Source organism: Methylobacillus draconifructus (assembly GCF_045984355.1).
GTDB classification, from domain to species: domain Bacteria; phylum Pseudomonadota; class Gammaproteobacteria; order Burkholderiales; family Methylophilaceae; genus Methylobacillus; species Methylobacillus flagellatus_A.
In genome coordinates, this window is the sequence record NZ_JBJQII010000002.1 from 1 (window position 1) to 22,304 (window position 22,304).

At 55.3% G+C, this 22,304-nt stretch carries 25 protein-coding genes and 1 tRNA gene; 8 read left to right on the forward strand and 18 right to left on the reverse strand.

All coding sequences use genetic code 11. From position 1 onward, the window contains the following. Nucleotides 1–376: 376 nt before the first annotated feature. The 3 genes from ACJSDX_RS03770 to ACJSDX_RS03780 form a co-directional block, all read right to left on the reverse strand. Nucleotides 377–697 (reverse strand): HigA family addiction module antitoxin, encoded by a 321-nt coding sequence (locus ACJSDX_RS03770; RefSeq protein ID WP_407993563.1) that lies wholly within the window; start codon nucleotides 695–697, stop codon nucleotides 377–379. 14 nt (nucleotides 698–711) lie between these two features. Beyond that, nucleotides 712–990 (reverse strand): type II toxin-antitoxin system RelE/ParE family toxin, encoded by a 279-nt coding sequence (locus tag ACJSDX_RS03775; RefSeq protein ID WP_309565444.1) that lies wholly within the window; start codon nucleotides 988–990, stop codon nucleotides 712–714. Between the two features lie 61 nt (nucleotides 991–1,051). Next, a complete protein-coding gene (locus ACJSDX_RS03780) occupies nucleotides 1,052–2,269 on the reverse strand; it encodes a tyrosine-type recombinase/integrase (protein WP_407993564.1) in 1,218 nt (405 codons plus the stop codon). A 671-nt stretch (nucleotides 2,270–2,940) separates the two neighbouring features. Here ACJSDX_RS03780 and ACJSDX_RS03785 point away from each other — a divergent pair. Together ACJSDX_RS03785 and ACJSDX_RS03790 are read left to right on the forward strand one after the other, a co-directional pair. After that, entirely contained in the window at nucleotides 2,941–3,222 is a 282-nt protein-coding gene (locus ACJSDX_RS03785; protein WP_407993565.1) for a hypothetical protein, read from the forward strand. Nucleotides 3,223–3,326: 104 nt separating this feature from the next. Next, nucleotides 3,327–3,411: transfer RNA gene (locus tag ACJSDX_RS03790), tRNA-Leu, on the forward strand. A gap of 102 nt (nucleotides 3,412–3,513) precedes the next feature. On the opposite strand, the gene ACJSDX_RS03795 is transcribed toward ACJSDX_RS03790, so the two are convergent. Then, the gene (locus tag ACJSDX_RS03795) at nucleotides 3,514–3,816 is read right to left on the reverse strand and encodes a hypothetical protein (RefSeq protein WP_407993566.1); all 303 of its coding nucleotides are present in this window, start codon (nucleotides 3,814–3,816) and stop codon (nucleotides 3,514–3,516) included. A 17-nt stretch (nucleotides 3,817–3,833) separates the two neighbouring features. Then, complete coding sequence (locus ACJSDX_RS03800) at nucleotides 3,834–4,043, reverse strand: hypothetical protein (protein ID WP_407993567.1); 210 nt, start codon at nucleotides 4,041–4,043, stop codon at nucleotides 3,834–3,836. Between the two features lie 339 nt (nucleotides 4,044–4,382). On the opposite strand from ACJSDX_RS03800, the gene ACJSDX_RS03805 reads away from it, so the two are divergent. The 6 genes from ACJSDX_RS03805 to sugE all read left to right on the forward strand — a co-directional run bounded on the left by ACJSDX_RS03805 (nucleotide 4,383) and on the right by sugE (nucleotide 11,133). After that, nucleotides 4,383–4,631, forward strand: coding sequence for a hypothetical protein (locus ACJSDX_RS03805; protein ID WP_309565449.1), 249 nt, complete (start codon nucleotides 4,383–4,385; stop codon nucleotides 4,629–4,631). Nucleotides 4,632–4,916: 285 nt separating this feature from the next. Further along, complete coding sequence (locus tag ACJSDX_RS03810; protein WP_407993568.1) at nucleotides 4,917–6,368, forward strand: TolC family protein; 1,452 nt, start codon at nucleotides 4,917–4,919, stop codon at nucleotides 6,366–6,368. Next, the gene (locus tag ACJSDX_RS03815; protein ID WP_407993569.1) at nucleotides 6,365–7,417 is read left to right on the forward strand and encodes an efflux RND transporter periplasmic adaptor subunit; all 1,053 of its coding nucleotides are present in this window, start codon (nucleotides 6,365–6,367) and stop codon (nucleotides 7,415–7,417) included. The genes ACJSDX_RS03810 and ACJSDX_RS03815 overlap by 4 nt, the downstream gene beginning before the upstream one ends. 14 nt (nucleotides 7,418–7,431) lie before the next feature. Next, complete coding sequence (locus ACJSDX_RS03820; protein WP_407993570.1) at nucleotides 7,432–10,572, forward strand: efflux RND transporter permease subunit; 3,141 nt, start codon at nucleotides 7,432–7,434, stop codon at nucleotides 10,570–10,572. Between the two features lie 28 nt (nucleotides 10,573–10,600). Further along, nucleotides 10,601–10,786 carry a hypothetical protein gene (locus tag ACJSDX_RS03825; RefSeq protein WP_309565453.1) on the forward strand — a complete coding sequence of 62 codons (186 nt, stop codon included), beginning with the start codon at nucleotides 10,601–10,603 and terminating at the stop codon, nucleotides 10,784–10,786. A gap of 29 nt (nucleotides 10,787–10,815) precedes the next feature. Beyond that, the gene (sugE, locus tag ACJSDX_RS03830; protein ID WP_407993571.1) at nucleotides 10,816–11,133 is read left to right on the forward strand and encodes a quaternary ammonium compound efflux SMR transporter SugE; all 318 of its coding nucleotides are present in this window, start codon (nucleotides 10,816–10,818) and stop codon (nucleotides 11,131–11,133) included. 11 nt (nucleotides 11,134–11,144) lie between these two features. Here sugE and ACJSDX_RS03835 read toward each other — a convergent pair whose 3' ends face one another. The 13 genes from ACJSDX_RS03835 to ACJSDX_RS03895 form a co-directional block, all read right to left on the reverse strand. Next, nucleotides 11,145–12,776, reverse strand: coding sequence for a TadG family pilus assembly protein (locus ACJSDX_RS03835; RefSeq protein ID WP_407993572.1), 1,632 nt, complete (start codon nucleotides 12,774–12,776; stop codon nucleotides 11,145–11,147). Between the two features lie 8 nt (nucleotides 12,777–12,784). Then, on the reverse strand, nucleotides 12,785–13,063 hold the full coding sequence (locus tag ACJSDX_RS03840) for a DUF3613 domain-containing protein (protein WP_407993573.1): 279 nt from the start codon (nucleotides 13,061–13,063) through the stop codon (nucleotides 12,785–12,787). After that, nucleotides 13,060–13,818, reverse strand: a complete 759-nt coding sequence (locus ACJSDX_RS03845; protein ID WP_407993574.1) for a tetratricopeptide repeat protein — start codon at nucleotides 13,816–13,818, stop codon at nucleotides 13,060–13,062. Before ACJSDX_RS03845 ends, ACJSDX_RS03840 begins: the two co-directional genes overlap by 4 nt. 3 nt (nucleotides 13,819–13,821) lie before the next feature. Beyond that, on the reverse strand, nucleotides 13,822–14,724 hold the full coding sequence (locus ACJSDX_RS03850; protein ID WP_407993575.1) for a type II secretion system F family protein: 903 nt from the start codon (nucleotides 14,722–14,724) through the stop codon (nucleotides 13,822–13,824). An 8-nt stretch (nucleotides 14,725–14,732) separates the two neighbouring features. Beyond that, nucleotides 14,733–15,644: a type II secretion system F family protein gene (locus ACJSDX_RS03855; protein ID WP_407993576.1), complete on the reverse strand. Its 912-nt coding sequence runs from the start codon at nucleotides 15,642–15,644 to the stop codon at nucleotides 14,733–14,735. An 8-nt stretch (nucleotides 15,645–15,652) separates the two neighbouring features. Then, nucleotides 15,653–16,906: a TadA family conjugal transfer-associated ATPase gene (locus ACJSDX_RS03860; protein WP_407993577.1), complete on the reverse strand. Its 1,254-nt coding sequence runs from the start codon at nucleotides 16,904–16,906 to the stop codon at nucleotides 15,653–15,655. Beyond that, a complete protein-coding gene (locus ACJSDX_RS03865) occupies nucleotides 16,903–18,159 on the reverse strand; it encodes a CpaE/TadZ family protein (RefSeq protein WP_407993578.1) in 1,257 nt (418 codons plus the stop codon). Before ACJSDX_RS03865 ends, ACJSDX_RS03860 begins: the two co-directional genes overlap by 4 nt. Continuing rightward, nucleotides 18,159–19,586, reverse strand: coding sequence for a type II and III secretion system protein family protein (locus tag ACJSDX_RS03870; RefSeq protein ID WP_407993579.1), 1,428 nt, complete (start codon nucleotides 19,584–19,586; stop codon nucleotides 18,159–18,161). Before ACJSDX_RS03870 ends, ACJSDX_RS03865 begins: the two co-directional genes overlap by 1 nt. Continuing rightward, nucleotides 19,587–20,483 (reverse strand): Flp pilus assembly protein CpaB, encoded by an 897-nt coding sequence (cpaB, locus tag ACJSDX_RS03875; protein WP_407993580.1) that lies wholly within the window; start codon nucleotides 20,481–20,483, stop codon nucleotides 19,587–19,589. Between the two features lie 41 nt (nucleotides 20,484–20,524). Continuing rightward, nucleotides 20,525–21,010: a TadE/TadG family type IV pilus assembly protein gene (locus tag ACJSDX_RS03880; protein WP_407993581.1), complete on the reverse strand. Its 486-nt coding sequence runs from the start codon at nucleotides 21,008–21,010 to the stop codon at nucleotides 20,525–20,527. Then, nucleotides 21,007–21,501, reverse strand: a complete 495-nt coding sequence (locus ACJSDX_RS03885; protein ID WP_407993582.1) for an A24 family peptidase — start codon at nucleotides 21,499–21,501, stop codon at nucleotides 21,007–21,009. Before ACJSDX_RS03885 ends, ACJSDX_RS03880 begins: the two co-directional genes overlap by 4 nt. 3 nt (nucleotides 21,502–21,504) lie before the next feature. Beyond that, entirely contained in the window at nucleotides 21,505–21,693 is a 189-nt protein-coding gene (locus ACJSDX_RS03890) for a Flp family type IVb pilin (RefSeq protein ID WP_407993583.1), read from the reverse strand. A 224-nt stretch (nucleotides 21,694–21,917) separates the two neighbouring features. Further along, entirely contained in the window at nucleotides 21,918–22,295 is a 378-nt protein-coding gene (locus ACJSDX_RS03895) for a 4a-hydroxytetrahydrobiopterin dehydratase (protein WP_407993584.1), read from the reverse strand. Between the last annotated feature and the right edge of the window lie 9 nt (nucleotides 22,296–22,304).

The following is a 22,304-nucleotide window of genomic DNA, read 5'->3' on the forward strand; positions in this document are numbered from 1 at the left end:
TTCAGTGACTTGCTTGACGGCGGCCTGTTTGAATTCTTCGGTGTAACGTTGTTGCTTGCTCATGATGTCTCCTCAACTTCCATAGTTTGAGGCTCTTGAGCTGTCTAGGAAAGTGGGGGCGATTCAAACCTTGATCAGAAGTTTTGCAAGTCAAGGTGTACAAGCAATCTAGCGTTCCCTTGATATGCTCAATCTTAATTTGAGCTTTATCTAAAGCATCTTGGGAATTTAGAGATGATGAAGGCCTGATTGCTGTGACAATGTTAGAATCGGCGCCAGCCATAGCGTGATACTCCTTTGCAGTATTGCGTTGTGGTGAGGGTTGGCTGGTGGACCTCTCACAGTTAACCAGCCTTCCCGCTAATGCCTGATACCGTCAGGCAGCGGTGTTGCTCTTTGCTGCTGCTATTGCAGGCTTGATCTTGGGCTTGAACGATCTCCTGGCCTGCCACAGGTCATAAGAGGCCTGTTCAGCCAGCCACAGATCGGCCCTGCCTCCATTCTCCACGCCCAGCCATTGTTCGAGCCTGAGCGCCATTTCAGGGGAGATGGCAGCACGGCCATTCAGCACGCGCGAAAGGGATGGCCTGGCAACCCCTAGCTGCTCCGCTGCCTCTGTCACTGTCAGCCCCAAAGCGGGCAAGATATCTTCCCGTAAGGTTTCCCCTGGGTGAGGTGGGTTAAACATTCTGCTCATGATCCAAAATCCTTTTAGTGATAGTCCTGATAATCCACCAGCACGGCATGCTCGCCTTCAAAGGTAAAGGTCATGCGCCAATTGCCATTCACCGATACCGCGTAATGCCCATGTAAACCGCCTGCAAGGGGATGAAGCCCCCAGCCAGGCACATTCATATCAGCAGCAGCCTTTGCTTCGTCCAAGCGCCTCAATTGCCGTGATAGCCTGGCGGCATGATCTGGCCTGATGCCTTTCTTGCTGCCACTCTCAAAAAAGTCTTGCAGCCCTTTATGCCGGAAAGATTTAATCATCTAAAACTGTACTCTGATACGTTACACATTTCAATATCTCTCAATCTGAAACACTACTGTCTCAAGCTGTTTTCAAAGGGATTACTTTTGCCCCACTCTGTACCGCATCAATGTAATCTGCCCATCGCTGAATAATCTGGTGGCGCTCTTCGAGGAATTGCGCGCGATCATAGGCTGCCTGTATCTCATCCTTCTTGGCATGGGCTATTTGGGCCTCCAGCACGTCAGGATCAATCCTCAAGCGCTCACGAGCAATCGTTCTGAATGTCGCCCTGAAGCCATGGGAAACTGTCACACCACGCAAGCCAGCCTCTCGCAGTGCCTTGCTGATGCTATCCCGGTTCAGGTGCTTGCCCATTGGGTCACGCTCACCAGGGAACACAAACGGGGAATTGCCACTGTAGGCAATAGCTTCTTGCAGCAATGGGATTAGCTGCCTGGGTAAGGGGGTGATATGGTCATTGCCTGTTTTCATGCGCTTGGCTGATACGTGCCACTCCCCTGCTTGCAGATCCAGTTCTGATTTGAGCATGCCCGCCACTACCCCAGGGCGTGAAGCGGTATATAGCAAGGTCTGCACTGCAACCCGCATTTTGTGAGAATCGATACCGTTGATCTTGTCCAACATGCTGGGCAAGTCGTTAGTCTTGGTCACTGCCGCGTAATGCGCCCTCTCTGTCTTCGGCAGCACACCCTTCAGGGATAGCAGCTTGCCATCCTCACGCAAGCCTTCCTGAATGGCATAGTCAACAATCTGATTCACGTATTGCCTGGCTTTCACGGCCAATCTCGGACCGCGCTCATGGATATACAGCAGCACAGGTTTGACATCAGCGCTGGAAAGCTCAGAAATCGCTCTAGGGCCAATTTTAGGGTAAAGGTAATCATCTAGTACCTCCCTAGCCTTTCGCGCCGTCTCTGAGGCCCAGCCTTTCGATTTATGGGCATGCCACTCCTCACCCACTGACTTGAATGTTCCCCGGACGCTGACTTTGAGTTGCTGCTTGGCTTCTTTCTTTGCGATAGCAGGATCAACCCCAGCAGCAAGCCTCTCTCGCTGATCCTGGGCAAGTGCTCTAGCCACAGGCAAAGAGGTTTCAGGATATGAGCCGAGGCCGATCCAGTTCCTACGACCGTCAGGGCGCGTATAGCGAAACACCCAGCGCTTATTTCCACCAGCATCAATAACCAATGACAAACCACGCCCATCAGCCAGCGTCTTTCCTGGCTTGGCAGCATCAATCTGCTTGATTGTTAGACCTTTGGCGAGTTTAGGCATAGCGTTCGGGTACTACCGAAATTTCTATACCGAAAAATATACCAAAAACTTTCTGGATTGTGTTGGACTATTTTGGATGGCGTTGCACAGTATTTTCTACAACACCCTATTATAAAAGGATTTTACGAGGATATTTTTGGATTAGATCAGATTAGCCTGGATGACTATTCTGGTTTTCTTCTGGCACCAAATGATTGATCAAAAAGCGCACCGTTACTGAATTTCAGGCGGTGCTTTTTTGTTTCTACATCTAAAATATTACCTTTCAGCACTTCCCTAGACCAAAACTGTAAATTCATAAGCAGGCATTGTCCCACTAAAGCGGTGACAGGTCTAAGACAATTCCATCATTCTGTCGTTTTATGGACTAGCAAAAATTCTCGTAGTATTTAAACAATAGCTGCCTAAACGCAATCAAAGACCTTTAACTACCTGCCTAGCGATACATGGCTAGCAACTTCCATATCTTCTACAGTCGGAATAATCCGACACAAGCTCGGCAATTCTACTGATAGCAGAGCCTGAGCAATCTCCCCTACTATTGATAACATGCTCTGGAAATTGATCGTTCAATTGCAATGCTATTGAAAAAACGCCGTACATTCAGACGAATGACCATTTGCAACCCTCAGATATCGAGCGTTTTAAAGATTACCAATGAGAGAATAGCCATGGATATGCTTCTGGAAACTTTATTGAGAATAGAAAATGGGGAAACCACATTAACACCTACAACTCAACAAGATATGGTTAGATTCCAGGTCGCGGTCGTCTGTTTGCAATATGCCCATAAGCAAGGCCTCATCAAGCAACCATGGTTTATTACCAGCACGTCTCGCGAACATCCCTGGCAAATTGAAAAGGTGCCTATGCTGAAATTGACGGCATTGGGGCATAGGTTTCTAAAAATACAAACACTACAAGCCGAGAATGCTGCATCGCCTAGAATCTAAGCTCCACAGAAAACCATTACTGATTACCTACACGCTAAAAACTACGTTATAATCCGTTCCCTTCGTAGATGCTTGGCTAAGCCCCAACACTATCGAAATGGTAAGCGAAAGTGGCGGAATTGGTAGACGCACTGGATTTAGGTTCCAGCGCCGCGAGGCGTGAGAGTTCGAGTCTCTCCTTTCGCACCAATGACTTACAGGAATGTAGTTTGAATTCAAACTAAAATGTGTAGTCATTTGTGTATTAACATATTCCCGCTCTAATTGTCCTCTTTGGAGGAGCAGCAATAATTAGATCTTAGGAATATCCATCAAGGTGCGTTCGTTGTATGGCTGATGCATTTCAATGGTTTCGTGACCATCTGGCAGCATTTTAACCAGTAGCGGTTCGCCAATCATCAATAATCCATTGATCTCGAACAATGGACGAACGGTTTGGCCATTCTTGATGGCTTTCACCACGTCAATAGCCCTTGCCAATTGCGGTTGCTCAACCCATTCTCGTGGATCATGCTCATCAATCACGCCCCACTCCACATGAGTGACATCTTGCCCGCCGCTTCCAAACCTAACTGCTTTCACGATGGAAATCATGACTGCATTCCTTTTTACTAAACCGCTTTTTCAAGACCGTTGATGTAGGAAGCTGCATATTGCCAACCTGCATCTTTCGCTTCTTCCGGCGTCTCGTAAATAAACTTTTGTTGATCTGGAGGGCCAACAAATCTGCCATCAACCAAGGCCAGCCACATGAATCCAATATCATCCACCGCTTTAAAGACGACTTGCACGCTGTGATCTTTGTAGTATTGAGTATCCATCTTTCCTTCCTCAGGATTTACTGCTGAGAAGGAGAATGTGCCTGCTCTAGCTAGCATTTTCAATGCATTACAGCTTATTTGGATGTAAGAATGACTTAACCTCAATAGTTTATCAATCAGCTACTCCCCACAAAATATGGCGTCGGGATTCTTCGATACTCGGAAGGGATGCTCTGAAAAGTGATAAAATGCTTATCGGCCTATGTATGCCGAAGCTGACATGAAAGGCCGAAGCCAGCCGTACAAAAAGGCCGGTATAAATTAATACCGGCCCGTCTGTTTGACACATCATCCCAACCTAGCCAATATCGACACGTTCACGCACCAAGAAAGTCAATTATGCAAAGCACTATCAATCAAGATGAAATCAATATGTTACGTGCCGAGCTTGAAATCCTCATGCGGGAGCGCCAAGCATTGTTGAAAGTTGCCGGTGCAGCGGCAGGCTTGATTGCCGAGTTGGACAGCCATGACCTGCCGTCAGGCACTGAAGAGGCTGCCGAGCTACTGGCAAGCAGCATCAACACCCTCTCCGAAGAAACACTGCAAGATGCCTTGAACTCAGTCCAGGCCATTATTGCAGGCTAGCGTTATTACTCTTTGGGAGATTCATAGATTCCCACCAGCTTGCCTTTTGCCAGCACTTTTCCTTGCAAACTATTCTCTCAATGTTTACCTAACATCAATACTAAGTTGAATTACGACAAACTATAGATAGTTCATCCCTACAATTGCAGCGGCAGCGAAATGTTCTGATGCGTTTCCAACAAGCTGCATCTTTATCAGCAGCAATAGGTACGCTTTGCATTGACAACATTGCCGTCAAGCACTGCAGGTTGTACCATCGCACGTGGAGTGAACAATGGCGGCGCAATGAAAACAATAAAACGACCGCCCGGACTATGGACTACGATGACCCTGTGCAGCTTGCTGGCAACGGGATGCGGCTATCAGCAATACCAGGCGCACCTGCTCGCGGCAGCCCACGGGCATGTCTCGTTACGGGCGCACGATACGGAAGATAGCGGCTTTCTCGCCTATTTGCATGAGGAGGGCTATGCCAGCCGGCCTGAGCAATGGGGGTGGCAGGAGCTGATATTCTGCACGCTGTATTTCCACCCCGACCTCGATGTTGCCCGCGCCCAGCTGAGCCGCGCCATGGCCGCCATCACCACTGCGGCGCAACGTCCCAATCCCAGCGTTTCAATCGGCGCCGGTCGCCGCAACGAGCCCGAGGTTCCCGAGGTCTACAGCCTGAGTTTCAGCATCCCGGTGGAAACGGCCGGCAAGCGCCAGGCCAGGATCGACATGGCGTCCAACCTTTCCGAAAGCGCGCGCCTCAATATCGCCCAGACCACCTGGAACCTGCGCTACCGCCTGCTTTCAAGCTGGATAGAGTTCAATGCCGCGCACCAGAACCTGTCCATGCTCAAGCAAGAGGCGCAGCTGCGCGACGAGATCGTTTCCATGCTCACGCTACGCTTGCAGGCCGGCATGATTTCAAGCGTGGAGCTGAGCAATGCCAGACTGCAATGGCAGAAGGCGCAACAGACCTTGGTCGAAGAGCAGGGACGCATCGATGAGCTCAAGACCCAGCTTGCCAGCAATGCCGGCCTTCCGCTGGATAAGTTCGACCAGCTCCAGTTGAAGCTGCATGCCACCGACCAATTGCTCGGGATGCGGCGCGATATCGACATCACCAATGCCCTTAACCCCGCCGCGCAAGACGCCGCCCTGCTCAATCGCGTGGATATCCGGGCAGGCCTTGCAAACTACGCGGCAAGCGAGGCGCGCCTGCGCCTGGAAATCGCCCGGCAATATCCCGATATCAGCCTGGCGCCCGCTTACAACTATGAAGAGGGATTCCATATCTGGTCGCTGGGCATCAGCAGCCTTCTGAACGTGCTGCACCGCAACCAGGGGCAGATCGCCGAAGCCAAGGCGCTGCGCGAAGCGGAAGCAGCGCAGTTCGAGGCGCTGCAAGCGCGCGTCATCGCCTCCATGGACAGCGCCAGAAGCCGGTACCGCTCCGCGCTGCTGGCGCTTGAGCAAGCCCGCGGCTTGTACGAAGCCCAGCAAACCCAGGCCCAACAAGCCAGCCTGCGATTCGAGCACGGCTTTGCCGACCGCCTCGAGCTGTTCACTTACCAGCTGGAGAATGTGTTGGCCAAGCAGCGGCTCCTTGCTGCCGAATACCAGGTGCAACGTGCCGCGGCAGCGCTTGAGGACAGTATGCAACTGCCGCTGGAAAACCTTGACCAGGTTACAGCGCCTTCCCGCCATTCCACTATCCAGCGCCAATCGTTTCAGAAAGCCAAGTCATGAATAAAAAAGCTGTCGCCGTCATCATCGTCCAGGCTTGCATGATCGTGGTGCTGCTCTGGTTGCTGGTGCTGTTCAGCAAGGACGAGTTCGAGGCGTTCAATGAAGAGGAAGAAATCGAAAGCCCGCAACGCGTCCAGACCGAGGCAGGCATCAGCACTATCGTATTGAGCGCGGAAACCCAGCAGCAAAGCGATATCCGCACCGCAATCCTCAACATGACCAAGTATCAGCCCATGCTGGAAGGCCTGGGCAACGTGCTCAGCCTCGATGGGCTATTGAGCTTGCGCACCCAATACATGAATGCCTTGGGCGACCTGGCGGTTGCCCAGGCATCCTTGAGCAACAGCAAGAACGACTATGAGCGCCTGTCGCTGCTCAACCAGCATGACCGCAATATCTCCGACCGTATGCTGGTAGCAGCGGAAGCCCTGTACAAAAGCGACCTTGCCAAGCTGCAGGCGCATGAAGCGGCACTGGAAAACCTGCGTTACACCGCGCGCCAACAATGGGGCGAACGCTTGGGGCTGGGCATGCTGGAGCCCAAGCCCAGCGCAGAAATCAACGCCCTGCTCGAATACAGGCAGGTGTTGCTGCGCATTGTCCTGCCCCCACAACAGGCCGAACCCACCGCGACTTTGCGCGTGACCCCGGTAGGCAGCGGCATTCCTCCGGTCACGGCGCATTTGCTTGCCCTATCCCCGCAAGCCGATCCGGTGCTGCAAGGCAAAACCTATTTCTACACCGCGCCCGCCACCAGCCTGCGGGCGGGCATGCGCCTTGGCACGCGGGAGCTTGATACCGCCAATATGATGACCGGCGTGGTGATACCGCAACAGGCGGTCGTCTGGTATGGAGGCAAGGCATGGGTGTACCGCAAGCACGATGCCGACAAATTCGTCCGCGAACCCATCAACACGGATATTGAAAGCGATAACGGCTGGTTCAACCGCGACAAGTTCAAGCCCGGCGATACCATCGTCACCAACGGCGCCCAGCTTCTGCTCTCGGAAGAGCTCAAGTACCAGATCACCAACGAGAATGACGATTAGGAGCTGATGCCACCATGATGTCGGCCCTGATCCGTTTTTCCATCCGCCATAGCGGCGTGATGATGGCACTGGCGCTCATGCTGGTGATTTATGGCATATACAAGACAGTGCATAGCCATCTCGATGTCTTCCCCGAGTTCGCCCCCACCCAGCTGATCATCCAGACCGAGGCCCCCGGCCTCTCGGCCGAGCTCGTCGAGTCTCTGGTCACTCAGCCACTGGAAAATGGCATTGCCGGCACTGTCGGCATCGCCAGCATACGCTCGCAATCCATTCCCGGGCTGTCCGTCATTACGGTGATCTTTGACGAATCCACAGACATTTACCGCAACCGCCAGGTGGTGGCCGAACGGCTTGCCACGCTCAACAGCACTTTACCCGCGGGGATTGTCCCCAACATCACGCCATTGACCTCCTCTGCCAGCACGGTGTTGGGCATCGGCCTGACTTCGGATATCAGGAGTCTCAGCGAGTTGCGCACATTGGTGGATTGGACGGTCAAACCGCACTTGATGGCCGTGCAGGGCGTCGCGGATGTCAATGTGTTCGGAGGAGAAGTCCGCCAGTTCCAGGTCCAGGTCGATCCTGCCAAGCTGGTGCGCTACAACGTGTCGCTGCAGCAAGTCGTGGATGCGGTCAGCCGCAGCACGGCCATCCGCGGCGCAGGCTTCATCGAGAACAATAACCAGCGCATCATCATCAACACCGAGGGTCAGGCCCTGAACCCGCAGCAACTGGCACACACCGCCCTGCTGCATGCTTCCGGACAGACGTTGCGCATCAGCGATATCGGCAAGGTCGTCGAGGGAGCCGTGCCGTCTATCAGCGCGGCCGCCATCAACGGCAAGACCGGGATATACCTGTCGATACAATCGCAACTGGGGGCCAATACCAAAGGCGTCACCCAGGCGGTCGAAGCTGCCCTCGCCGAACTCGCCCCCGTGCTGGATGCCCGCGAAGTCACGCTTCATCCTGAATTGTTCCGCCCGGCCAACTTCATCGAAACCGCCATCGACAGCGTGCAGACCGATATCCTGATCGGCTCCGCCCTCGTCATCGGCATCCTGTTCCTGTTTCTCTTCAATGTGCGGGCCGCGTTTATTTCCGCCACCGCCATCCCCCTCTCTCTCCTTGCCGCCATCCTGGTATTGCAGCAATTTGGCATCGGCCTCAACATCATGGTGCTGGGTGGCTTGGCGATTGCGCTCGGCGAGGTGGTGGACGACGCCATCATCGACTCGGAAAACATCTTCCGCCGCATTCGTGAAAACCGTCTGCTGCCAGCGCCTGCGCCGTTGCATCAAGTCGTATTCCAGGCTTCCATGGAAGTACGCAGCTCGGTGGTCTATGCCACGTTCATCGTGGCGCTGGTATTCCTGCCCTTGCTCACCATCGGCGGGGTGGCCGGCAAGCTGTTTGCGCCGCTCGGGCTGGCCTACATCGTGGCCATCATGGCGTCGCTGGTCATTGCGCTAACCGTGACGCCCGCGCTTTGCTATCTGCTGCTCGGCAAGTCCGCCAACCTGAAAACGGAGGACTCCCCCATCATCCGCCTGATTAAGCGACACTATGTGCGCTGCCTGCGCAACATAGAGCAGCATTACAAAATCCTGATCGGCGTCACCTTGATGCTGATTGCCTTGGGCCTCACCACGTTGCCGCTATTCAAGACCCAGTTCATCCCCAGCCTGCATGAAGGCCACTACATCATGCACATGACAGCCGTGCCCGGCACTTCTGAGCAAGAATCCCTGCGCATCGGAAAGAAGGTGACAGAAGTGCTGCAGAGCATCGAGGGAGTGCGTTCGGTAGCCCAATGGGTGGGCCGCGCGCCGAACGCCGCGGACACCTTCGGCACCCATTACAGCGAGTTCGAGATCGAGATAGGCGCGCTATCCGGCGCAGAGCAAAGCCGCATCCTCGAAGACATCCGTGAAAAACTGTCCGGCATGGACGACGACGGGCCGGGCTATCCAGGGTTCGTCGGCGTCAATTTCGCCATCAACACCTTTCTCACCGAGCGCATAGAAGAAACCATTTCCGGCTATGCCGCCGCCTTGGTGGTCAATATTTACGGACGCGACCTCGACGGTCTCAACCGCGATGCGGCGGCGGTGGCGGCAGCATTGGCCGACACCCCGGGGGCAACAGACGTGATGATCCAGTCTCCTCCCGGGACGCCCCAGTTGGTGATCAGGCTGCTGCCGGAGAAATTGCTGCAATTCGGACTGCATCCCAGCGATGTGCTGGATACCATCCGCATCGCCTACGAAAGCATGCCGGTGAACCAGGTCTACCATGGCAACCGCGTCATCGGCGTGGCCGTGGTGCTTGCGCCCGAGGCGCGGCAGAATATCCAGCAAGTGGGCAAGCTGCCATTGCGCAACATCGAGGGCCGCATGCTCCAACTCAAGGATGTGGCGGATATCCGCCAGGAAAACGGCCAGTCCAAGATATTGCACCAGGGAGCAAAACGCATCCAGACCGTCACGGCCAACGTCAAGGAAGGCGACATCCATGCCTTTTACGAGCGAGCACGGCACAAGATCAATGCCGAGGTGGCCCTTTCGCCCGGCAACTATCTCGCATTCAGCGGCGAAGCCCAGGCCGGCAGCCAGGCAAACCGGAAGCTCGTCGCGCACTCCCTGCTGGCATTTGGCGGGATATTCCTGTTGCTCTACATTGCGCTCGGCAACCTGCGCAACCTGACGCTGACCTTTTTCAACCTGCCGTTCGCATTGATCGGCGGCATCTTTGCCGCCGTCATGGCGGGAGGCTGGATATCGATAGGCTCCATGGTCGGGTTCGTGACCCTGTTTGGCATCACCTTACGCAACTCCATCATGCTGATCTCGCACTACCAACACCTGGTCGACCACGAGGGGCTCGAATGGAACCTGGAAACAGCCATACGCGGCGCATCGGAGCGGCTGCCTTCCATCCTGATGACGGCGCTCGTCACAGGCCTGGGGTTGCTGCCGCTGGCCATCGGCAGCGGCGAACCCGGCCGCGAGATCGAAGGCCCCATGGCCACCATCATCGTCGGCGGCCTGGTGACCTCCACCGTGCTCAACCTGCTCATCATGCCGGCCATCATGCTGCACCTGGGACGCTTCGAAAAACAGCCATCTCGAATGCAAGAGCCTATGGCCTAACTGCCAGGATTCTCTGTAGAATAGCCGCATGAAATCGGCGAAACAATGGATGTTGCTGGCTTTGCTGTGGTCAGCCCCGCTGGCTGCGGCCCCTGCTCCCTGGTACCTCTGGCAAAGCAAGCTGGACGGCAAGCTGGTTTGCCTGCAATCCTCGCCCGGCCAGGGCTGGACGCAGGTCAAGGGCCCATTCAAGGACAACAACTGCCGCCATTGAGGCAGCGCATCACATAATTAGGATTTTCCATGGATTGGCTTACCCTCTTCATCGCAGGCCTGCTCGAAGTCGTCTGGGCAGTGGGCCTCAAATACAGTCACGGCTTCACGCGCTTCTGGCCCAGCGTCGGCACCATCATCGCCATGGTGCTCAGCGTAGTGCTGTTGAGCCTGGCGATGCGCTCGCTGCCCATGGGAACCGCCTACGCCGTCTGGGTGGGAATTGGGGCCGTGGGTACTGTGATCATGGGGATTTTCCTGTTTGACGAACCGACCAGCGCCATTCGCCTGGCCAGCGTCACGCTCATCATTATTGGCATTATTGGGCTCAAGCTGGCAACGCCATAATCATCCTATTCTTATCGTATCAAGCCTTGTGAACTGCCGGAATTCACATCATCAAGAATGATAGTAATTCCAGCCGTGTTAATACCAAGGAGCTTGAGTAGCGGATCAAGTACAGAACTAGTGACTACGGCTAATAAAGGTACAACAAGCCCAGTGACTACAGAATCAAGTAATCCAAGATTCAGGCCTAAAACCTTAATATCCAAGCTACCAGTGTTTGCGAATCCAGCAAGACTATTGCCAACACCACTATAACTGTTCTTGACCATTGGCAGATTGGAAGATACCGGATGCCCGACCTCAAATGTCATCGTACTAGGTGCTGCTTGCGCTATTGGTGCCTTGAGGCCGATCTTGGCCAGAGGAATACTACCTGCCAACAAGGTAATTTCTGCTGGGCCGCTATCTTGATTATTTGTCAACGTTAATGCAGCCAATCCCGGATAAGCATTGACAACGACACTAGTTCGATTATTTTCTGAGCTAATCTCCATTAATTCAGCACGTCCCTGAGCCACCTCCAAGTTAAGTTTCAGATCAACTCCCGCGACCAAAAGAACATTAGCAGTTACACTAGTTTCAACACGTAGCTGGGCAGTTCTTACTACAGCACAGGCAACTTGGTTAATTCCTCCTGCAGGCGGTCCAATAACCAATTGTGGCGGTTCAATGATGCGTATTCTGCTACTTATACTGGTAAGTCCAAGCAAATTAATTCCCAATGGCAAGTCAATAAAATTATTTCCATTGGCAACAAAGGCTGCTGATTGAATAAGTGAAAGCAGATTTAAACCAATCGCCGCACCTGCATTAGAATCTGGATTGGTGATATGAATAACATCACCGAGTCTGAATTGATTAGGATTGTTTGAGGACTGCAATTTCCCCAATACATCGACAACAGACCCAAGGCTATTATTCCCTTCATTTGCCACATTTAGAGTTAAGGCCATTAGTCGGCCAATCGTCATATTATTTAATCCCAGCAACTCACTTACCGAGCCAATAGTTGGATCTGCCTTGACTAAATCAAGCAAAGTAATATTTGCATTTGCCAACCCCCGATAATCCGCAGCACTTAATTGAACAGTGGTTTGCAACACTCTTCCTAGCAAGGAGTTCAACAACGCAGATTCAGCCGTATCAATAGCAATTGCTGTAGAACCAGCCCGTAATGCCGCAACCGGAGCACGCACAGCGGCAACCGCCTCCGCCTGTAACACAATCCGCTGGTTGAAAATCCCTCCGGCAAACAAGCTGGAAGGCACTTCCTGCGTCGCCAGGACATGCACGGCACGCCGCTCCCCATTAGCGACGAAGGTACGCACCCCTCCTTCATCGGTGCTGTAACCGCCTAGCTCCACTACGTTTGGCGCAGCAAGCAGGCTCCCTTGGTAGCCATTTGCCATCGCCGCGCCCTGCGCCGCCATTCTGTAGACATCGGTATTATTTTGCATGCACCCGCCCACCTGCCCCCCGGCTGCGATGGCCGCCATGTCCGCAATGTTCTGGAGTTTACGTTTTTCCATCCACATGCGGCCGCTATCCACTGCCACTGCCACGAACAGCACGGCCATCATGAGCGTCAGCACGCCGAACAGGCCGATGGCGCCTTGCTGGTTTTTTTTACTTGTTTTACGCATGGACTGCATCATTGGCGGTTGAACTGGCCCGGATCAAACCGTTCGGGAATCGGGCGCGTGAAGCTTTCGAGATAGCGCTTGTGGATGTTCTCCATGGCAGGCCCCGACAGGTATTGCTTGTTCAGCGATGCCTGGCTGCCTTCCCGCTGCAACTCCAACCACCTTTCGGCCTGGGAGGAAGGGTTAACTTGCTGTTCTTGCGCCTGATTGCTGCCGGCTTCTGCAAAAGCGCCCGCAGAGAACAGGCTTATGGACAACAGGGCTATCATTTTTCGTTTCATCATCATTGCACTACCTCCAGTTGCGGACTCAGGATGCCAGTGCAAAGCTGGGTGTTGCCGTAGCAGCTACCCGATGAGAATTGCTGGCGCTGATTGACCTTGAATGCAGGCAAGCCGCTGGCCTGGCGGATCCCCTGCAGGTGTTGTTCCGTAATGTCGAAGTCGCGTGCAAGCTGGGCGGCGCGTTCATCCTGGCCTGTCTTGTACATCAGCATGACGAGGTTATGGATGGCCAGCCGGTTATTGCCGTCCAGCTCGATCGCAGTAAGCAGCTCGCTCAGGGCCGACTGATGGTCGCCATACATCATCAACGCATAGCCGTAATCCCCCCTGATCTTGCTGTCCACCGGCAGCATCCTGCTTGCGGACTTGAGAAAACCGATCGCCGTTTCATGCTGCTCCTGCATTTCCGCCAGCAAGCCCAGCCCCTGGTACGCCAAGCCGCCGACGCAACTGCCAAGCAGCTGTTGGTACAGTTCGCCTGCCTGTTCGAACTGCGCCGTCTGGCGCAAGGCATTGGCGCGGTACAAGCGGGCCGCAGGCGAGTCGAGCTTGGCCGCATCCAGGAATGCCAACGCGGCATAGGCCTTGCCTTCGGCAAGCACCTTGGCGATCATTTCCAGTTGCGTCCTGTCCTCCTGGGTGGTTTCCGCGCAGCCCTGTTTGCCGTTTTTCTGCTCCTTGCCGTCGGCCAATCCAGGCAGTGCCGCCAAGGAAAAGCCGATCGCGCACAGTACACCGATCCATCGAGATTTTCTCATTTCCTACCCCTGTCCGCTCAATGCCTTGCCCAGGCCGATGAAGCCAGGACCGGCAATGAATATCATCAATGCCGGGAACATGAAGATCATCATCACGATCGTCATCTTGGCCGACAGCTTGCTGACACGCTCACGCAGCCGTGAAAACTGCCGCTCCTCGATCAACGCGGCATAGCGCATGATGGAATCGCGCACACTTCCCCCCTGCTGGGCTACTTGCTTCAACATGGCTACCGCTTCGCTCAGTTCAGGGATATCCAGCATCTGGCTCATGCTCGTCAATGCCTCGCCCTGATCCTGCCCGGCTCTGATCCGAGCCAGAACACGCTCAAGCTCCTGGGCCAGATTAGGCATGATATTGCTTGCTTGCTCCACCATGATGCGCAGCGAATGTTCGAGGGAAAGGCCTGAGTCGAACAGCATGACCAGCATATGCAGGAAGGTGGTGATTTCTTTGCTGATCAGCTTGCGCCGGCGTGCAGCCAGCCAACGCAGCAGATAGCGGATACCGACATAGAAAAAGGCAAATCCGAACAGGGCGAATGCCAGGCAGCGAAACAGGTCTTGCCCCTGCACCAGGTTGATCAACAGGATGAGGACCGCCGTCAGGACAGGCCCAAGGCGGATGGTGGCATTTAGCACGATACGTGCCTTGCCCCTGTACCCGGCCTGCACTAGGAGCTTAAGAATTTCCCGGTCCTTGCTTGAGGGTAGGATGGAAAGTCGCTCGATGACCCGCTCGATGCCCCGCTTGGGCGACGGCAGGTAGATCCCGCGCTTGCGGCCAAACACCTCGTCGAATCGGGCATGAATGTCATGGCGGGCGCGTTTCGAGAATTCCGCTATCAGCAGCAGCACGCTGCCTGCGAACAAGCCCAACACACTGATCATTACCCAGGCATTCATGTTCGTCCCTAGATACTCTTCATCATGCGCCAGAAAATCAGGATGCCCACAGCCTGCATGATCAGCGCCGCCTTGAAGATCATTGCGCCAGACGGGTCGTTCAGCATCATGTCGATGTAGCCGGGATTGGCTGCAAACATATAGGCGACGATCAACAAAGGCGTCAGCGACAGCACCCAGGCGGTAATCTTGGTTTCCCCCGTCATGGCCGCCAACTCGCGCTGCGCCTGTTCTTGCTGGCGTATCATCTGCACAATGCTCTTGAGCAGTTCCTGTGGCGAGCTCCCGTAATTGCTGCTGATGCGGATGGCCAAGGCAATCAGCCCGAGCTCCTTGATATGATGGAGTTCCGCAGCCTTTTGCATGGCGTCGGCGAAACTGGCGCCGAGGTCGGTCGCGCGCACCACCCGCTCCAGCACCGCGCGCAGTGGCATCTGCATATCCTCGGTCACGCCGCGTACGGCCCCCTCCACGCTCTTGCCTGTGGAGAGCGCCCGTGAAACCTGATCGACGAACAGCGGGATTTGCGACACGATCGTACGCTGGCGCCGCCGCAACCGGATATAGGGAATCACCACCAGCAAGAGGATGGTCAGCATCAAGACGCACAGCATGGCTTGCCACACCTGCATATAGGCATTGCCGAACGCAAACAGGATCAATAGCGCGGCCGCGAATGCCGCGATATGCCAGGAAGCCAGTTCAAAGCCGTACACGACGGAGAAGCGCAGCCTGGTGCGCGATACCCAGCTTTCATCGCGCCCGGGCAGCAGGCTTTCTATCTTGCCGAAATCAGGCAACGCCTGCTCGAAATTGACCCGCGCCTTCGCCTGGAGCTGCTTCTGTCTGCTTGCGGACCATAACAACAGGCCCAGCACCAGCAACATGATGCAAAACGACAGCAATATCCATCTATTCATGACTCCTCCTAACTGAAGGCAAGCGCGCCGCGGAGCTTGGGGTTGCTGGGAGTAACCGGCAGGCTGGCAAACTGCTCCAGCTCCAGGTTGTAGCTGAACAATTCGTTGGTGACGAAACGCTCGTCGCGAATTCCCACCACTTCGACAATCGAGGTGATGCGACGCCTGCCGTCCGGCATGCGGGTGACCTGCACGATCAGCTCAATCGCTGCTGCAATCATCTTGCGCAAGGTGGCTTCGGCCCCTTGGAATCCGGCCAGCCCCGCCAGGGTCTCCAGGCGCAGCAAGGCATCGGTCGGGTTATTGGCATGCACGGTGCTCATGCAGCCCTCGTGGCCGGTGTTCATGGCCTGCAGCATATCCATCACCTCCCTGCTGCGCACCTCGCCCAGGATGATGCGGTCCGGCCGCATGCGCAGGGCGTTGCGCACCAGGTCGTGCGCGGACACCTCTCCTACCCCGTCGAGATTGTGCGGGCGGGTTTCCAGGCGCACCACATGGTCATGCTCCAGCCTCAGTTCGGCCGCGTCCTCGATGGTGACGATGCGCTCGCCGGAGGGAATGGAACGGCTCATGAAATTGAGCATGGTGGTCTTGCCGGCGCCCGTGCCGCCGCTGATGATGGTATTGACGCGGCGCTGGGCGGCATTGGTCAGGAAACTCAGCATTTGCGAGTTCAAGGTGCCGTAGGCCAGAAGGTCGTTGCCGAGGATGGGCGTCTTGCGGAACTTGCGGATGGACATGCAAGGCCCGTTCAAGGCCAACGGCGGGATAATCACATTCAAGCGGCTGCCGTCCGGCAGGCGCGCGTCCACGGTTGGGCTGGCCTCGTCCACCCGGCGGCCCAATGGCGACAGGATGCGGCGTATGACGCGCAGTACGTGCTCGTCATCAATGAAACGCAGCTGGCTCTTCTCGAGCTTGCCCTTGCGCTCGACGAAGATATCCCGGGCGCCATTGACAAGAATGTCGTTAATGCTGTCGTCCCTGATCAGCGTTTCCAGCGGGCCGAACCCCGCCAATTCATCCACCATTTCCTCGGTGAGCTTTTCCAGGTCGTAGGCGCTCACCACCAGCTGCTTCTCGGCCACATAGCGGTAGACCTTGCTATTGACGTAGGTAAACATCTGCTGGCGCGACATATTGGCCAAGTCGGCGCGATCCTGCTCAATCTCAGCGATCAGATAGCTGTGCAGCAGGAGCTTGGTGTCTTGCGACTGCTCCGCCGCCTTGAGGTCGAACCTGTATTCGGAGAGCCTCATGACAGCAACTTGGACCTGGAGAAATGCCACTCGCCGAACATACGCTGCAGGCTAGCCACCAGGCCCTGCTTATGGGAAGGATTTTCCCTGCTCTCCTGCAGTGCCTGCGCAATCTCGCGGACCCTTACGGCATACAGGCTCTTTGGGCTCAACTCCAATATGCTGTCGCCGGTATTGACCGAAGAAAGGCGGATCATGCCTGCAGGAGGCAGCATGCCCAACAGCGGCAAATCGAATGAACTGGCAATGTTGTCGGCATCCGGCAGCAGGCGCGGAAGGTAATGATCCAGCACCAGGCCAGTGTTCTGCAGTTCCAGGTTCTGCGCGCGCAAGGCGCGCAACAATTCGTAATTGCGCTTGCAGCTCGGCACGCTCTGCTCTGCGACGAGAATAGTGCGGTCCACCGCGGACAGCAGCAATTGCAGGAAATCCACGCGCGTCACGCCGCCGAGGTTGATCACCACCTGCGAGAAATGCTTCCTCAATGTGCGCAATACCGTATAGATATCCGCAGGGGAAATCTCGAAATCATCTTCCGGATCGTCCGGCATGGAGAGCACGGTCAACCCGGACCGGTGCCGGGCGAACCCGGTGTCGATCAGGGTTGCATCCACTCTTGCCAGGTTGCGCATCACATCCACAAAACTGTATTTCCCCTGCACGCCCATGAACAACAGGCTGTCCGCATGCGGGATGCCCAAGTCGACCAGCAGCGTCGATTCCGTTTCCTGCATCGCCTGGGCCAAATGGATCGCCAGCATGGCCGAATCAGGGCTGGGCCGCGCATTGATGATGGCCGTAATCCGGCCCGATGCCTGTTGCGGGGCCGATTGCTCGCGCCGGATGGCATTGCGCAAGCTATACCGCCCCAGGATGGCAAGCAGCTCGTTTTCCTTGCTGCCGATGCGAATGAAATCCCTGGCCCCGGCGCGCATGATCGTCAACAGCAATTGCTCATCCGTCGTATCCGCCAGGGCAAGCACCGGCAGATCGGGCCGGGTGGAACTGATCTCCTCGATGAAGGCGACCTCTTGCAGGAATGCCGGCGACAATGCCACTTCCTGCCGGAAATCCTGCGAGCGCATATGCAGCAGCACGGCATTGATATCGACGGCATCGACCAATTGCATCACCTTGCGGGTATCCTGTTCTTCCACGAAGATGAACTTGCTGGAATGGTCGGAGATATTCCTGAGCCAGCGTATGCATTCGTCACCATTGCTGACCACAATGTAGTTCCGGCTATCGTGCATTAGCGTGACATCCCTGTTGAGCTTGGTTTCGGATAGGCGTCACGCGAGAGGAAAAACTCGCTGAATGACGGTTTGTAGTGCCTGAGTTCGTCCCCCGGTAACGCCGGCAGTGCGGCGTTGCGCGCAATCGGGCGCACCAGGCGGGGCGTCACGACCATCAGCAACTCCTTGTCCTCGCGGTCAAAACGCTTGGAGCTGAAAAAAGCCCCGATAATCGGGATATTGCCCAGCCAGGGCATCTTGTCTATGTTGTTGACGGTATTGCGGCTCACCATGCCGCTGATCACGAAGCTCTCGCCGTTGCCCAGCGATACGCTGGTCTCCGTGCGCCTGACCTTGAGGCCGGGCACCGCCACGCCGCCGGTCTGGACCGCATTGGCGAAATCCAGCTCGCTGACTTCCGGCGCCACCTTGAGGAAAATCCGCTCGCTGCTGAGGATGGTGGGCGTCAGCATCAGCCTGACGCCGTATTCCTTGTAACGGATCGTGATGGCGCTATCAGACCCGCCGCCGGTACGGATCGGCACCGGGAACTCGCCCCCGGCGAGAAAGGTGGCGGTCTGGCCCGAGATGGCGGACAGCGACGGCTCGGCAAGCGTATAAGCAAAGCCGTTGCCTTCCAGAACACTTAAGGTACCAAGGAGGCCTGAGCCTTTATTACCAAGAGCTAAATTGAATGCATTGAGAATTGGGAAAAAGCCTGAACCACTTGCAAAGTTGAAGCCTCTTTCAAGATTTCTTGTATCAATATCAGATGCACTGGCATCAGGAAATTGATTCCTATTCATATGATTGCTGTTAGTAACACCACTCAAATTATTTGGAGCACTGATTGCAAACCCAGACTTATCCCCGCGCCCAACATTACTTTGCCCAAGGAAAAAACCAAAACGCATCATATTCTGCCTACTGACCTCCACCACCTTGATGTCGATCTGCACGTGGCTTTCAAACTCGCTGCTTGCTACATCCAGCGCCCCCTTGCGGTCTTTCTGCAAGGATTCCAGCGCCCTGGCATGCTCTTCGAGCGACCGCGCCTCTCCGGTCAGGGCGACGCCGTTTCCCGCAGCCTCGATATGCAAATCCTCCACATCAGCCGCCTTCAAGCCCTGGTTCTCAAGCGTCAGCGAAGGCGACACGCTGACTTGCAACACCCGGCTGGGCTGAGCCGCCTGGCTGTCCCACAGGCTGATTTCAGTGGCGCCGACTGCCTTGGGCACGATCATCATGGTCTTGGGGCTGGTCAGCGTGACCGCCAGCACTTCCGGGTTGGCCACGGCGACGCGCTGCAACGCAACCGTGTGCTCGTACAACTTTTGCTGCCCCATGCCGACCAGAATTTCCTCGGCCCAGACCCATTGCCCGAGCGAGAACAAGCCCGCCCCTATCATGCAGGCCAATTTTCCCCGTGAATTGAATGCAGCCATTTATTGTCCTTTGAAACTGATCGTTTCCGTCTTGTCGCCGGAGTGGACAACGACATTGACCACCCCGGCTTGTTTCTTTGCTGGCAATGTTTTTACAGGCCTGGGCACGGCAGGAGCCCTGATTTGTTGCTGCAACCCGGTAATTTCCGACAACCGTACCAAATCGCTGGATTTGCTTGGTGAATCCGGGCTGGCGCCACGCAGGGACAGGCGCAAAGTACCGCCGCTGGCCGCCAGCATCAGGCGGGAGACATCCTCTTCCTTGACGGCGATGACAGCAGAATGTCCGCTCAACGCTTGCTGCTTGCCGGTACCACTATCGGCAAGTAGCGAAGCAGGCCCGGGGGAGACACTTGAGGAGGAGACATTCTGCTGCAGAGCTTCGCCGTAACTGATCACGCGCACATCCTTGAGGATGGACTGCGCGGAGCTATCCGTGGTCATGCCGTTGCTGCTATTGATATACACCAGTACGTCGACATGGTCGCCAGGCTGGATAAACCCGCCTACGCCGACGACTTCGTCGACCTTGATGGCAACGCCGCGCTCGCCATGCTTGAGCAATTGCGCGGCCGGGCCTCGCTGCGCGAAGTGGGTGGACAGCACAGGCGCATCTTTCTCCACGCCGCTTTCCACCATGCGCCCGACCAAGTCTGCAGTAGCGGTGAAAGCCAATGGGTTCTGGCTTTCACTTTCCTTCAGCGCCAGGTGCTCCGGGAGCAATACATGCCCGGCCGGGATATCCTGGCGTGCAACCACTTGGGAGTAGCGCACCGCTGGCGCTGGAGCCGGCGCATGCACCTCGGGCTGACGCCCCGCCCTGATGCCATACCAGCCTATCAATACCGCCCCGATGAATAGAAGGATTGCTGTAATCCTTAATGCATTTCCGCTCATTATTATGATGTTCCGCTGTTGTAATCAGCGGTAATGCCAGGTCAGACGAGATTTATCCTGGCATTACCTTGTAAATCCAGTGGCATGGGCAGCATGGGCCCATAGCCGGGAATGGTCAGGATGGGGATGACCGGGTTGTCGTTGTAATTGGAATACACCACCCGCACGCTCAAGCTGTTTCCGGCCACATCCACCACCACCTTGCTGTTGCCGGCGCCCAGCACGTGCTCCCGCACGCTCTCCGGCAGCCAGGTCAACGCATTGCCTACCGTATGCCTGACCCGTGAGGCAATACCTTCATTGGCATACTGGGCACTGCTGCTATAAGCCATCGGATCCACGGCGATGGCCGCCCGCGCGCCTTCCGATGCGGCAAAGACGAAAGACGACTGCAACAGGAACAGGATGGCGTACGTCACCAATGCATAGAACAAGGTGAAGAACAGCATGAACAACAAGGCGAACTCGATCGCCGCAGCGCCGGATTGCCGATGCCTGGATATACGCCTACTTGATATGTGCTTCATAGATGCCATGATTCCATCCCCCATATTTCCGGAAACAGGATGACAACGCCCATCGCCAATGCCAGCGCAGCACCGAAAGGGATATAACGCCGCTTGTTGCTTTCCCTGCTCACCGACACCCAGCCTGAAGTACTCAATTGCGGGCTCAACTGCCACCAGATTACCAATGCCGCCAGAACGCCTAGCGATGCCAGCACGAAACTCGCCACCACCACCTTCACGCCGCACAGTACAGCAATCGCCGCCAGCAGTTTCACGTCCCCGCCGCCCAATGTTTTGGTGGCATATCCGGGAATCGTCAGAAGAAAAGAAACGGCCAAGCCCCAAAAGGCAGAGGATATGGGCTGGCCGTAGTAGAAAACCTCTCCTGTTACTACCATATAGATACAGCCAATAACGAATGCCCCCAAGCTGAGCAGATTGGGAATGCGCCTTTGGGAAAAATCATAAAAAGCCAGCAATCCCGCCCAGATACAGAGCAGCGTTAGCATTAATTAAGTTCCTGCTGCTGCAAGAGCATCTCTAATACTCTCAAAAATAGTCTGAACCGATGCTCTGACTCCATCGGATAACCCTGCGATCACCACCGCCACCATAGCTGCAATCAAGGCATATTCAATGCCGCTTGCGCCCTCTTCATCCAGGTAAAGATTCACCAGCCACTGTTTCATCGTTGCAAACATGTTTGTCTCCTTCTCGACTACTCGTTCAAGTTATGCCGGGCGATTTTCAATCGCAGCTGAAGCACAGCATACACATTTTGATAAATACAGTAAATATGAAAAATATGATAATTACAATTTATCTATCGGCAACACTCCCGGTTTCTTTAAGGGCTGGGCAAAAAAAACGGCCAGGATAAACATCCTGGCCGTCTTATATATGCGTGGAGACTGGAAACTAAGTATCAGTCGTCGTACTTGATGTATTTGAAGCGGGCATCGTCATTAGGAGTGCCTTCCAGCGCGCCTTGCTCCTTGGCCGGCTGCCACTGGATCACGGATTCTATCTTATGCGCCAGTTCCCAGTCCTTGTCGGTAATGCCCTTGGCGCTATGGGTGCACAGCTTGACGATGACGAACGCATAGGACACCGTCAGGTCGGGATGATGCCAGGCCGCTTCGGCAAGATGCCCGACGGTATTGACCACCATCAGGGTCGCCTTCCAGCCGCTGGTCTTGTATTTGCGGCGTATCCAGCCATCCTCGTAATACCAGTGCGGCAACTCCGCCGCAATCCTGGCCTGGATTTCCGCTTCGCTGTAAGTACCTTCCGTTTCGCCCATATGTCCTCC